This window comes from Actinomyces sp. W5033, assembly GCF_051303165.1.
On record NZ_JBPPGD010000008.1, the window covers coordinates 115585 to 129105 of the forward strand.

At 67.4% G+C, this 13521-nt stretch carries 7 protein-coding genes and 3 rRNA genes; 9 read left to right on the forward strand and 1 reads right to left on the reverse strand.

Annotated elements, in window-relative coordinates:
• Positions 1-47 precede the first annotated feature (47 nt).
• A complete protein-coding gene (locus tag ACSJJR_RS07275) occupies positions 48-1271 on the forward strand; it encodes an argininosuccinate synthase (protein ID WP_435942906.1) in 1224 nt (407 codons plus the stop codon).
• Positions 1272-1430: 159 nt separating this feature from the next.
• Here ACSJJR_RS07275 and ACSJJR_RS07280 read toward each other — a convergent pair whose 3' ends face one another.
• The gene (locus tag ACSJJR_RS07280) at positions 1431-2321 is read right to left on the reverse strand and encodes a formate/nitrite transporter family protein (protein ID WP_435942907.1); all 891 of its coding nucleotides are present in this window, start codon (positions 2319-2321) and stop codon (positions 1431-1433) included.
• Between the two features lie 224 nt (positions 2322-2545).
• Between ACSJJR_RS07280 and argH the strand changes: the two genes are divergently transcribed.
• From argH to rrf, 8 genes are all read left to right on the forward strand, one after another.
• Complete coding sequence (gene argH, locus ACSJJR_RS07285) at positions 2546-4126, forward strand: argininosuccinate lyase (protein WP_435942908.1); 1581 nt, start codon at positions 2546-2548, stop codon at positions 4124-4126.
• Positions 4127-4139: 13 nt separating this feature from the next.
• On the forward strand, positions 4140-4811 hold the full coding sequence (locus ACSJJR_RS07290; protein ID WP_435942909.1) for a DNA-3-methyladenine glycosylase: 672 nt from the start codon (positions 4140-4142) through the stop codon (positions 4809-4811).
• A 24-nt stretch (positions 4812-4835) separates the two neighbouring features.
• Positions 4836-5459 (forward strand): class I SAM-dependent methyltransferase, encoded by a 624-nt coding sequence (locus ACSJJR_RS07295; protein ID WP_435942910.1) that lies wholly within the window; start codon positions 4836-4838, stop codon positions 5457-5459.
• Positions 5456-6199: an endonuclease III domain-containing protein gene (locus tag ACSJJR_RS07300; RefSeq protein ID WP_435942911.1), complete on the forward strand. Its 744-nt coding sequence runs from the start codon at positions 5456-5458 to the stop codon at positions 6197-6199. Before ACSJJR_RS07295 ends, ACSJJR_RS07300 begins: the two co-directional genes overlap by 4 nt.
• Before the next feature lie 27 nt (positions 6200-6226).
• Complete coding sequence (gene tyrS, locus ACSJJR_RS07305; RefSeq protein ID WP_435942912.1) at positions 6227-7492, forward strand: tyrosine--tRNA ligase; 1266 nt, start codon at positions 6227-6229, stop codon at positions 7490-7492.
• 492 nt (positions 7493-7984) lie between these two features.
• A 16S ribosomal RNA gene (locus ACSJJR_RS07310) occupies positions 7985-9522 on the forward strand.
• Positions 9523-9890: 368 nt separating this feature from the next.
• Positions 9891-13056 (forward strand): 23S ribosomal RNA (locus ACSJJR_RS07315).
• A 215-nt stretch (positions 13057-13271) separates the two neighbouring features.
• Positions 13272-13388: ribosomal RNA gene (gene rrf, locus ACSJJR_RS07320) — 5S ribosomal RNA — on the forward strand.
• The 16S, 23S and 5S rRNA genes sit together here, the layout of an rRNA operon.
• The last annotated feature ends 133 nt before the right edge of the window (positions 13389-13521 follow it).

Genomic DNA, 13521 nt, shown 5'->3' on the forward strand with positions numbered 1-13521 from the left:
CCAGGCGGGCCCCCGCCCGTCCTGACCCACCACGAAGGAAGAGAGACATGAGCGCTCACAAGGACCGCGTCGTCCTGGCCTACTCCGGAGGCCTGGACACCTCCGTCGCGATCGGCTGGATCGGCGAGCAGACCGGCCGTGAGGTCATCACGGTGGCTGTGGACGTCGGCCAGGGCGGTGAGGACCTCGAGGTCATCCGCCAGCGTGCCCTGGACTGCGGCGCCGTCGAGGCCTACGTGGCCGACGCCCGCGACGAGTTCGCCAACGAGTACTGCATGCCCGCGCTCAAGGCCAACGCGCTCTACGAGGGCCGCTACCCGCTCGTGTCCGCCCTCTCACGCCCCGTCATCGCCAAGCACCTGGTACGGGCGGCCCGTGAGTTCGGCGCCTCGACCGTCGCCCACGGCTGCACGGGCAAGGGCAACGACCAGGTCCGCTTCGAGGTCGCCATCACCTCCATGGCCCCGGACATGGACTGCCTCTCCCCGGTGCGCGACCTCGCCCTCACCCGTGACGTCGCCATCGACTACGCCGAGAGGCACGGCCTGCCCATCGAGACGACCAAGCACAACCCCTTCTCCATCGACCAGAACGTCTGGGGCCGCGCCATTGAGACCGGTTTCCTCGAGGACCTGTGGAACGCCCCGACGAAGGACGTCTACACCTACACGGACGACCCGACCTACCCGCCGCTGCCGGACGAGGTCGTCATCCACTTCGAGCAGGGCGTGCCCACCGCCATCGACGGCACGCCGGTCACGCCTCTCCAGGCCGTCCAGGAGCTCAACCGCCGCGCCGGGGCCCAGGGTGTGGGCCGGATCGACATGGTCGAGGACCGTCTGGTCGGCATCAAGTCCCGTGAGATCTACGAGGCGCCCGGTGCCGTGGCGCTCATCGAGGCGCACCAGGCCCTGGAGTCCGTCACGCTCGAGCGCATGCAGCGCCGGTACAAGCGCCAGATGGAGCAGACCTGGGCCGAGCTGGTCTACGAGGCCCAGTGGTACTCGCCGCTCAAGAGGTCGATGGACGCCTTCATCGAGGACACCCAGCGCCACGTGACCGGTGACATCCGCATGGTCCTGCACGGCGGGCGCGCCGTCGTCAACGGCCGCCGGACGCAGACCGGGCTGTACGACTTCAACCTCGCGACCTACGAGACGGGAGACACCTTCGACCAGTCCTCCTCGCGCGGTTTCATCGAGATCTACGGCATGCAGTCCAAGCTTGCGGCCGCCCGCGACGTGCGCCTGGGCCTGGGCACCGGCTACTGAGACCGCGGCCCATCCCGGCCTGCACACCCCGGTGGGCGGGACGGGCGTGACGAGCCGGTTGCCTGCGCTGGACCCCCAAGGCTCCAGCGCAGGCAACCGGCTCGCCGTGCACTGTGGGCGGTGGTGACCAGGGGCTCTAGGCCGGCCGTCGGTCGCGGCTCACTGGACCGGATGGGGCACCTGGGCGCCGCCCTCGCTCGCCTCACCGGGGTGGCGGCGCAGCCAGCGTGAGTCGTCGTTGGCGTAGGCGTAGTAGCCGCCGATGAGCAGGCCACCGCCCACGAAGTTGCCCAGCAGCGCCACCCCGACGTTGCCCAGGGCCGGCAGGACCTCGATCCCGTGCGTCAGGCCGACGACGGTGAACAGCACCGTGTTGGCCACCGAGTGCTCGAATCCGAGGAAGGCGAAGACGAAGACGGCGACGATCATCGAGAAGATCTTGGACCAGTCCTCGCGGATGAAGCCGTTGTAGATGAGGAGCATGGCCAGGTTGATCATGAAGTTGCACAGGACCGCCCGCACGAAGAGGTCGGCGGTGCCCGAGGCCGATGACAGGTAGCCGAGCTTGGTCGCCACCGAGTGCAGGGCATGCTCACCGGTGGGGCCGTCCACGAGGGTGGACAAGCGGTACATGCCGGCGAAGACGAGCCCGCCCAGGAAGTTGCCGGCCAGGCACATGGTGAGCACCCGCAGCGCCCTCCACGCCGAGATGCGCTTGTAGTAGTAGCCGATGACCACCACCATCATGTTGCTCGTGAGCAGCTCGGACTTCGTGTAGTAGATGAAGACGAGGGCGGGGCCGAAGGCCAGGGCCCCGAACAGCCTGCCGACCCCCGCCAGTGAGGTGTCCCCGACGCGGATGCCGTCGAGGACACCGACGATGGCGTAGTTGACGACGTAGAAGACCGCCACGATCATGCCGGCCATGGCCGCACGCATGAGGTAGCGGTGAGCGATGGTCCCGGTCATCCGGGTCTTGGTCTCCAGCGCCTCGAGCACGGTGGAGATGAACTGCTTGCCTGGGAAGAGGGCATCTTGTTGCGCGGGCACCGACCTATCATGACATGAGAGCCGGGTCACATAGCAGGCCCTGTCTGTCTCACCTCCGTCTGCCTCACTCCCGTCTGCCTCACCCGTCGGTCGGCGTGCCCGGTTGGCGTGGTGCTCTGGCCCTGCCCAGGGCGGGAGCGCTCCTCCTGCCACGGATCTGACAGGTCACGGCGGGGCTCGGACCCGCGGCGGGGTGCGGACCGTTGAGGCGGTCGGCCGGGCGCATGGGCCATGATGAGGTCATGAGCCAGTCCTGCGACCAGCCTCGCGCCCTCGTTGCCCAGACCGCCTCCCGCCCATCGCAGCAGGCCCCGCAGCCCGCGGGCGTCAGCCTGTGGGGCGGCCGATTCACCGGCGGCCCGGCCGACGCCCTGGCGGCCCTGAGCGTGTCCACGCACTTCGACTGGCGCCTGGCGCGCTACGACATCGCCGGATCACGCGCACACGCCCGCGCACTGGCCGCCGTCGGCCTGCTTGACGACGCCCAGCTCACCGCCATGACCGCAGCCCTGGACCGCCTGGAGGAGGACGTCATCTCCGGCGCCTTCGCCCCCACCCCTGCCGACGAGGACGTGCACACGGCGCTTGAGCGCGGACTCATCGAGCGGGCGGGCGAGGACCTGGGCGGACGCCTGCGCGCCGGGCGCTCGCGCAACGACCAGATCGCCACGCTCATCCGCATGTACCTGCGCGACCAGGCGCGCCACGTCGCCGGACTCGTGCTCGACGTCGTGGACGCCCTCATCAACCAGGCCGCGCGTGCCGACGAGGCGATCATGCCCGGGCGCACCCACATGCAGCACGCCCAGCCCGTCCTCGTCGCCCACCAGCTGCTCGCCCACGCCTGGCCCCTGATGCGCGACGTCGAGCGCCTGGAGGACTGGGACGCCCGCGCCGCCGTGTCCCCCTACGGCTCAGGGGCACTGGCGGGCAACACGCTCGGGCTGGATCCCGACGCCGTCGCCGCCGACCTCGGCTTCGACGCCGCGGTGGACAACTCCATCGACGGCACCGCCTCCCGCGACGTCGTGGCCGAGCTGTCCTTCGTCCTGGCGATGACCGCGGTGGACGTCTCGCGCCTGAGCGAGGAGATCATCATCTGGAACACCAAGGAGTTCGGCTTCGTCACCCTCGACGACTCCTACTCCACAGGCTCCTCCATCATGCCCCAGAAGAAGAACCCGGATGTTGCCGAGCTCGCCCGCGGCAAGGCGGGACGTCTCATCGGCGACCTCACGGGACTGCTCGCCACCCTCAAGGCCCTGCCGCTGGCCTATGACCGGGACCTGCAGGAGGACAAGGAGCCCGTCTTCGACGCGGTGGACACCCTGGACATCCTCCTGCCCGCAGTCGCCGGCATGGTCGAGACCATGACCCTGCACCACGAGCGCATGGCCGAGCTCGCTCCTCAGGGCTTCTCCCTGGCCACGGACGTGGCCGAGTGGCTCGTCACCAAGGGCGTGCCCTTCCGTCAGGCCCACGAGATCTCCGGCGCCTGCGTGCGCGAGTGCGAGGCCCGGGGCATCGAGCTGTGGGAGCTGAGCGACGCGGACTTCTCCCGCATCGACGCGCGTCTGACGCCCGGCGTGCGTGCGGTGCTGTCCGCCGAGGGCTCGGTGGCGGCGCGCCGCGGCCACGGCGGCACCGCCCCGGTGCGGGTGGTCGAGCAGCTGGCCCGGGCCATCGAGCGCTCGGCGCAGCTGCGGGTCTTCGCCTGGGAGGGCTCCCTCCTGGACGGGCCGTCAGGGCCGTTGGGCTCCGGCGAGTGGGGCGCCGAGGGCGCGGCGCCTGGCGGCGAGGCCTGAACGGGCCGCCACCGTGGCGCAGCGCCCCTCGCGTGCCCCTGCCCCGCCGGAGGTCCTGGCGCTGCTCAGCGGTGACCCGGTCGAGGTCGGGCCGCGCCTGCTGGGCGCCCGCCTGACGGCCACGGGACCCGAGGGCGCCGTCACCGTGAGGCTGACGGAGGTCGAGGCCTACCGGGGAGAGGAGGACCCGGGCTCCCACGCCTTCCGTGGTCGCACGGCCCGCAACGCCTCCATGTTCGCGTCGGCCGGGACCATCTACGTCTACCTCACCTACGGGATGCACCACTGCGTCAACCTCGTGTGCGGGCCCGAGGGCCTGAGCCGGGCGGTGCTGCTGCGTGCCGGCGAGGTCGTCGAGGGCCTCGAGCTGGCGCGTCGCCGTCGGCCCACCGCCCGCACGGACCGCCAGCTCGCCCAGGGCCCGGCCCGCCTGTGCCAGGCGCTCGGGCTGACACGGGCCGACGACGGGGCCCGGCTGGGTGGGGCGGGCGCGCGCCTGGCCGTGGCACCGCCGTCCCCGGGGTGCGGCCCCGAGCCGACGAGGATCCGCTGCGGCCCCCGCACGGGGGTCTCCGGGCCCGGTGGCGATGGCGAGCGCTTCCCGTGGCGCTTCTGGATCGACGGTGATCCCACCGTCTCGCCCTACAGGGCGGCCGCGCCCCGAGGCCGGAAGGACAACCGGTGAGCCCGGGTGGGCAGGGGGAGCCCGGTGAGCGCTGAGACCTACTGGAACCACAACACGGCCTTCCACGGCGAGCTCGTCGCCGACGCCGCCCGTCGTGGAAGGCGGGCACTGGACGTGGGCTGTGGTGACGGCCTGCTGGTGGCGCGCCTGGCGCGGGTGTGCGAGGAGGTCACCGGGATTGACACGGACGTCGTCGCGCTTGCCCGGGCCCGTGCCCGCCTGGCCGGGCTCGACACCGCAACGGTGCGACAGGCAGACGTGCTGGATGCCGGTTGCGCGCCACTCGGGGTCTTCGACACCGTCACGTGCGTGGCGGTGCTGCACCACCTGCCGCTGGAGCGGGGGCTGGATCGCCTGGCCGCCCTGGCCGCCCTGGCCGCCCCCGGCGGCAGGCTCCTCGTCATCGGCCTGGCCACCAACCGCGGCGCGACGGACTGGCTGCTCAGTGGGCTGAGCGTGGTTCCTGTGCGCGCCGCCTCCTGCCTGCACCGCGAGACGCGCGATATCGGGGTGCGCACCGCTGCGCCGCAGCAGTCGCTGCGGCAGATCCGCGCCGCGGCCGCACGCGTGCTGCCCGGCTGCCGGGCGCGGCGCCGGTTCTGCTACCGGTACCCGCTCGTGTGGGACCGGCCGGCGGGGGCGGCATGACGGCGGCCCGTCGTCCGCCCGTGCCGGTGCGTGAGCTGCTGGGCGTCCTGCGCGCAGCGCTGGGGCCGGCACCGGTGTGGAGCGCGCAGACGCCTTTCGAGTACGTGTGCGGCGCCGTCCTCGTGCAGAACACCGCGTGGACGAGTGTCGAGCGCGCCCTTCAGACGCTGCGTGAGGTCACCGGCTTCGACGCCGAGCGGTTGCTGGCGCTGGCCGACGCCGAGCTGAGCGACCTCATCCGCCCGGCGGGTTTCATGCGCGCCAAGTCCCGGACGCTGCGCGCCTACGCCGCCTGGTCCCTGTCGGAGGCGGGCCGCAGCGCGACCGGGCTCGATGACGAGGCTCTGCGCGGGGCGCTGCTCGCCCTGCCCGGGATCGGCCCGGAGACCGCCGACGTCCTCGCCCTCATGGTCTTCTCCCGGCGCCGTTTCATCTTCGACACCTACGGGCGCAGGCTGCTGGCGCAGGCTGGTTACGCCGTCGGCCGTGACTACGAGAGCACCCGGCGGGCCCTTCAGGCACGCATCGACGCCGAGGCGTTGAGCCACGGCGAGCTCGTCGACATCCACGGGCTCATCCTCGAGGCCGGCAAGCGCGCCCGCGCCGTCGGCGGGTGGGAGGTCTACGGCCCGCGCATCGGGGTGGGGCCCGCACCATCGGTGCCCGACGGCGCTGCCCGGACGTGGCAGACTTGCGGCGCCGGAGCACAGGGTGCCGGACCCGGCTCAGCGGGACTCTGAGCGTCAACCACGGGAAGCGAGCCGATCGTGACCGATATCCTGGACGAGTTGCAGTGGCGGGGCCTCATCGCCCAGCACTCCGACATCGACGAGCTGCGCAAGGCTCTCGACGACGGGCCGCTCACCTTCTATATCGGCTTCGACCCGACCGCCGCCTCCCTGCACCACGGGCACCTGGTCGCGGTCAAGGTCATGCGCCACCTGCAGCTGGCCGGGCACCACCCGCTGGCGCTGGTGGGCGGGGCGACGGGCCTCATCGGCGACCCGCGCGCCAAAGGGGAGCGCTCCCTCAACACCAAGGACGTCGTCGCCGGCTGGGCGAGGTCGCTGCAGGCCCAGCTCGAGCACCTGCTGGACTTCGAGGGGGACAACCCCGCCCGCATCGTCAACAACCTCGACTGGACCGCCCAGATCAGCGCCATCGACCTGCTGCGCGACCTCGGCAAGCACTTCCGCCTGGGCACGATGCTCTCCAAGGACGTCGTCGCGCGCCGCCTGGCCTCGGAGGAGGGCATCTCCTTCACCGAGTTCAGCTACCAGATCCTTCAGGCCAACGACTACCTCGAGCTCTACCGGCGCTACGGCTGCACCCTCGAGCTGGGCGGCAACGACCAGTGGGGCAACATCGTCGGAGGGATGGACCTCATCCGCAAGGTCGAGGGCGCCAGCGTGCACGTGATGACCAACCCGCTCATCACCAAGGCCGATGGCACGAAGTTCGGCAAGTCGGAGGGTGGTGCCATCTGGCTCAACCCCGAGATGCTCTCGCCCTACGCCTTCTACCAGTTCTGGCTCCAGGTGGACGACGCCGACGTCGTGCGCTTCCTCAAGGTCTTCACCTTCCTCGACCGGGAGGAGATCGAGCACCTCGAGGCGGTGACGAGGGAGAACCCGAAGGCCCGCGAGGCCCAGAAGGTCCTCGCCCGCGAGGTGACGACCTGGGTCCACGGCGCGCAGGCGGTCCAGGCCGCCCAGGCCGCGACCCAGGCGCTGTGGGGACGTGGGGACCTGTCCGAGCTGGACGAGGCCACCATCCTGGCTGCCACAGCTGACCTTCCGACGGCGGAGCTGGTGGTGGGACAGTCCACCATCATCGACCTGCTCGTGGCCTCGGGACTGGACAAGGGACGCAGCGCCGCGCGCAAGACCGTGGCCGGAGGCGGGGCCTACCTCAACAACGTCAAGGTGGAGGACGAGGACGCCGTCATCACGGCGGACCAGCTGCTCGCCGGGGGCGTGGTCCTCGTGCGCAGGGGGCGTCGCACCCTCGCCGCCGCGCGGGCGGTGCGCTGAGGCCTGACACGGTGGGCGGGGTCACCATGATCCGGCTTGACCCCGCTCACCGTGGGCGCATAGGCTGTCCCCCGGCCTGAGTGCCCCGGAGCAATCCGGTGGAGCCGCGGGTCAGAACTGAAGAGAGCCACCTCGGAGAGACTGGGATCACGCGATCCTGATTTGACCGGAGGAAATCGGCTCACTAAAGTTCATCTGGCGCTTCCGGGGCGGACTTCGATCGTGATAGCGATCTGTTTCTCCGGTGGGTGTGTTGTTTGAGAACTCGATAGTGTGTCATGTTTTTTATGCCATAGTGGGTGTGCCTGCTGGGTCCTGGTTTGTTCTGGGGGTTGGTGGGTGCGCTTGTTTTGTTTTTGGTTTTGCTTGTGCCTGCCTGTGTGGTGCCTTGTTTTGGGGTGTTGTGTGGGTGGGTGCGGGTTGGGCCTGGTGAGATTTTTCTCTGTTTATGGTTGTTGCCTGGTGGTGTTTGTGCTGCTGGGTGGTTGTCATTGTTTGGAGAGTTTGATCCTGGCTCAGGACGAACGCTGGCGGCGTGCTTAACACATGCAAGTCGAACGGACTGCCTGCGGCTTTTGTTGTGGGTGGTGAGTGGCGAACGGGTGAGTAACACGTGAGTAACCTGCCCCCTTCTCCTGGATAACCTCATGAAAGTGGGGCTAATACGGGGTACTCTGGTCTGCCTGCATGGGTGGGCTGGGAAAGGTTTTTTCTGGTGGGGGATGGGCTCGCGGCCTATCAGCTTGTTGGTGGGGTGATGGCCTACCAAGGCTTTGACGGGTAGCCGGCCTGAGAGGGTGGACGGCCACACTGGGACTGAGACACGGCCCAGACTCCTACGGGAGGCAGCAGTGGGGAATATTGCACAATGGGCGCAAGCCTGATGCAGCGACGCCGCGTGAGGGATGACGGCCTTCGGGTTGTAAACCTCTTTCGCCAGTGAAGCAGCCGCCTTCTTCTTGGGGGTGGTGACGGTAGCTGGATAAGAAGCGCCGGCTAACTACGTGCCAGCAGCCGCGGTAATACGTAGGGCGCGAGCGTTGTCCGGAATTATTGGGCGTAAAGGGCTCGTAGGCGGCTGGTCGCGTCTGTCGTGAAATCCCTCGGCTTAACCGGGGGCTTGCGGTGGGTACGGGCCGGCTTGAGTGCGGTAGGGGAGACTGGAATTCCTGGTGTAGCGGTGGAATGCGCAGATATCAGGAGGAACACCGGTGGCGAAGGCGGGTCTCTGGGCCGTTACTGACGCTGAGGAGCGAAAGCGTGGGGAGCGAACAGGATTAGATACCCTGGTAGTCCACGCCGTAAACGTTGGGCACTAGGTGTGGGGGCTCTTTCCGGGGTCCCCGCGCCGTAGCTAACGCATTAAGTGCCCCGCCTGGGGAGTACGGCCGCAAGGCTAAAACTCAAAGGAATTGACGGGGGCCCGCACAAGCGGCGGAGCATGCGGATTAATTCGATGCAACGCGAAGAACCTTACCAAGGCTTGACATGTGGGCGGCGGGCGCGGAGACGTGCCCTCCCTTTTTGGGCGCCCTCACAGGTGGTGCATGGTTGTCGTCAGCTCGTGTCGTGAGATGTTGGGTTAAGTCCCGCAACGAGCGCAACCCTTGTCCCGTGTTGCCAGCACGTCGTGGTGGGGACTCGCGGGAGACTGCCGGGGTCAACTCGGAGGAAGGTGGGGATGACGTCAAATCATCATGCCCCTTATGTCTTGGGCTTCACGCATGCTACAATGGCCGGTACAGAGGGTTGCGATGCCGTGAGGCGGGGCGAATCCCTTAAAGCCGGTCTCAGTTCGGATCGGTGTCTGCAACTCGACACCGTGAAGTTGGAGTCGCTAGTAATCGCAGATCAGCAACGCTGCGGTGAATACGTTCTCGGGCCTTGTACACACCGCCCGTCACGTCATGAAAGTCGGCAACACCCGAAGCCCGTGGCCCTACGGGGAGCGGTCGAAGGTGGGGCTGGTGATTGGGACGAAGTCGTAACAAGGTAGCCGTACCGGAAGGTGCGGCTGGATCACCTCCTTTCTAAGGAGCCTCGTGTCCTGGTGGGCGCGTTGTCGGGGTGGGCCTGTTGGGGGTCCGCCGGGCGCGCCGCCTGGGGCTGGGACGCTATAGGCGTAAGAAGACCGGTCGTCCTGGCTGCCTCCTTCGTGGGGTGGTGGGGGCGGCCGCCCCGCGCCGCGTGGGCCTTCCTTGTGTGGGGGGCTGGTGGTGTGGGGGTGGCACGCTGTCGGGGTCTGGGGCAGTGCGCCCTGGTGGCCCCGGCCTGGTCTGGTCGCCTGCTGGTGGCTGGCTCCGGGTCGTGGGTGGGTTGGTTGTGAACTGTATAGTGGACGCGAGCATCTTTGATCTTTGTGCCGTGCGGGCCCGTGTTGTGCGGGTCCGTGCGTGTCTTGTTTGTTTTTATGAGCGTTCGGTGGATGCCTTGGCATCAGGGGCCGATGAAGGACGTGGTGGCCTGCGATAAGCCTCGGGGAGCCGGCTGACGGGCTGTGATCCGAGGGTGTCCGAATGGGGGGACCCGGCCGGGGTTGTGCCCGGTCACCCTCGCCTGAATTCATAGGGCGTGGGGGGTTACGCGGGGAAGTGAAACATCTCAGTACCCGTAGGAGAAGATATTCCGTGAGTAGTGGCGAGCGAAAGCGGAGGATGGTTAAACCGTGGTGGTGTGGCACCCGGCAGGGGTTGCCGCCGCGGGGTTGTGGGACGTGCTTTTCCAGTGCCTGCCGGTGCTGGGCGCAGTGAGAAACTGGTGCGGTAGCCGAACCCTCTGGGAAGGGGGGCCGTAGTGGGTGAGAGCCCCGTAGGTGAAACCGTGCCGGCTGTGTGGGCGCGCTCCCGAGTAGCACGGGGCCCGTGGAATCCTGTGTGAATCTGCCAAGACCACTTGGCTGCCTGAATACTTCCTGGTGACCGATAGCGGACGAGTACCGTGAGGGAATGGTGAAAAGTACCCCGGGAGGGGAGTGAAACAGTACCTGAAACCGGGCGCTCACAAGCCGTCAGAGCCCCTGTGGGTGATGGCGTGCCTATTGAAGAATGAGCCTGCGAGTTAGCGCCGTGTCGCGAGGTTAACCCGTGTGGGGGAGCCGTAGCGAGAGCGAGTCCGAAAGGGCGCCTGTGAGTGGCACGGTCTAGACCCGAAGCGGGGTGATCTACCCATGGCCAGGTTGAAGCACGTGTAAGAGCGTGTGGAGGACCGAACCCACTTAGGTTGAAAACTGAGGGGATGAGCTGTGGGTAGGGGTGAAAGGCCAATCAAACTCCGTGATAGCTGGTTCTCCCCGAAATGCATTTAGGTGCAGCGTCCCGTGTTGCCCGGCGGAGGTAGAGCTACTGGGTGGCTGATGGGCCCCACAGGGTTACTGACGTCAGCCAAACTCCGAATGCCGTCGGGTCGTAGCGGGGCAGTGAGACCGCGGGGGATAAGCTCCGTGGTCGAGAGGGAAACAGCCCAGATCGCCGGCTAAGGCCCCTAAGCGTGTGCTAAGTGGGAAAGGATGTGCGGTCGCGCAGACAACCAGGAGGTTGGCTTAGAAGCAGCCACCCTTGAAAGAGTGCGTAATAGCTCACTGGTCAAGTGATCGTGCGCCGACAATGTAGCGGGGCTCAAGCACACCGCCGAAGCCGCGGACCCGTCACGTGTTCCCCACCGGCGTGTTTGGCGCCTGGTCAGGGGTGGCGGGTGGTAGGGGAGCGTCCTGCACCGGCTGAAGCCCCGGGGTGACCCAGGGGTGGACGGTGCGGGAGTGAGAATGCAGGCATGAGTAGCGATACTAGGGTGAGAAGCCCTAGCGCCGAATGACCAAGGGTTCCAGGGCCAGGCTAGTCCGCCCTGGGTGAGTCGGGACCTAAGGCGAGGCCGACAGGCGTAGTCGATGGACGACGGGTTGATATTCCCGTACCGGCGAAGCACCGCCCATGCTGACGCGCGGGTGCTAACCCACGCCGGCGCCCACACTCGCCGCCGCTGCCGGCCTCGGTCGGTGGCGTGTGGTGGTGGGCGCGGGTCTGGGGACCCCCCGTGCAGGTAGGCAAGCGTGTTAACAGGGGTGACGCACAGTGGTAGCCTCCGCGGGCCTAATGGCTTGGCCCGTCCAAACGAGCAGCCCGCCGCCCAGGCAAATCCGGGTGGCTGCCCCCTATTTTCGGGGGCGAGGGTGAGACGTGACGGTGACCGGCGCATCGCGCCGGGAAGCAGGGTGATCCTGGGGTGCCGAGAAAAGCCTCGACGCGATGGTGCCAGCCGCCCGTACCCTAAACCGACACAGGTGGTCGGGCAGAGTATGCCTAGGCGCACGAGATAATCATGGTGAAGGAACTCGGCAAAATGCCCCCGTAACTTCGGGAGAAGGGGGGCCCGGACCTTGAGGCCCCGTGCGGGCTAGGGGGAAGGGCCGCAGAGACCAGGGGGAAGCGACTGTTTACCAAAAACACAGGTCCGTGCGAAGCCGCAAGGCGATGTATACGGACTGACGCCTGCCCGGTGCTGGAAGGTTAAGAGGAGCCGTCAGCCCCACCCGTGGGGTGAAGCGGCGAATTCAAGCCCCAGTAAACGGCGGTGGTAACTATAACCATCCTAAGGTAGCGAAATTCCTTGTCGGGTAAGTTCCGACCTGCACGAATGGCGTAACGACTTCCCCGCTGTCTCCACCATGAGCTCGGCGAAATTGCACTACGAGTAAAGATGCTCGTTACGCGCAGAAGGACGGAAAGACCCCGGGACCTTTACTACAGCTTGGTATTGGCGCCCGCCATGGCTTGTGCAGGATAGGTGGGAGACTGTGAGACGGCCACGCCAGTGGTCGTGGAGTCGTCGTTGAAATACCACTCTGGCTATGGCGTGCGCCTGAACCTCGGCCCGTGACCCGGGCCAGGGACAGTGCCTGGTGGGTAGTTTAACTGGGGCGGTTGCCTCCTAAAATGTAACGGAGGCGCTCAAAGGTCCCCTCAGCCTGGTCGGCAACCAGGTGTCGAGTGCAAGTGCACAAGGGGGCTTGACTGCGAGACCGACAGGTCGAGCAGGTACGAAAGTAGGAACTAGTGATCCGGCGATCCCGAGTGGGTGGGTCGTCGCTCAACGGATAAAAGGTACCCCGGGGATAACAGGCTGATCCTGCCCAAGAGTCCATATCGACGGCATGGTTTGGCACCTCGATGTCGGCTCGTCGCATCCTGGGGCTGGAGCAGGTCCCAAGGGTTGGGCTGTTCGCCCATTAAAGCGGTACGCGAGCTGGGTTCAGAACGTCGTGAGACAGTTCGGTCCCTATCCTCTGCGCGCGCAGGATACTTGAGAGGACCTGTCCCTAGTACGAGAGGACCGGGACGGACGAACCTCTGGTGTGCCAGTTGTCCCGCCCGGGGCACGGCTGGTTGGCTACGTTCGGCAAGGGTAACCGCTGAAAGCATCTAAGCGGGAAACCAGCCTCAAGATAAGGTATCCGCACCACCCCCGGGTGGTGGAAGGCCCCCAGCAGACCACTGGGTTGATAGGCCGGACGTGGAAGACCCGCAAGGGCCTGCAAGCCGACCGGTACTAATTGGCCGACACAAACAACACACACGCCCACGCCCAGCAGCGTGGCACACACAACCCTCACGCTCGCGTCCACTGTACGGTCATCAGGACCAACCCACACCCCACCCCCCACACCCAGCCACACGACAAGGCACAAAAGTGGGGGGCCGGACAGCCACACAACAGCACACCCCACCCAACCCCACCCCACACAACGGGCGCCGGGAGGGTGAGGGGACAAGCCCAATCAAGACGTCTCGGTGGTCACAGCGGGGGAGCCACGCCCGGCCCCATACCGAACCCGGAAGCTAAGACCCCCAGCGCCGATGGTACTGCACCCGCCAGGGTGTGGGAGAGTAGGACACCGCCGAGCACCAACCACACGGCCGCCCTGCCACCACAACCCCCACCACAACCCCCGGGGGCAACGGAAGGCAGGGCGGCCGCACCACACCCACGACACCCAACCACCACACACACCACAGGCCACCAGCCAGCACGGCCGC

Excerpts from the sequence above, each read along its gene's own strand:
- ACSJJR_RS07275 (WP_435942906.1), top strand. The coding sequence starts at position 48 with ATGAGCGCTCACAAGGACCGCGTCGTCCTGGCCTACTCCGGAGGCCTG.
- argH (WP_435942908.1), top strand. The coding sequence starts at position 2,546 with ATGGGCCATGATGAGGTCATGAGCCAGTCCTGCGACCAGCCTCGCGCC.
- ACSJJR_RS07300 (WP_435942911.1), top strand. The coding sequence starts at position 5,456 with ATGACGGCGGCCCGTCGTCCGCCCGTGCCGGTGCGTGAGCTGCTGGGC.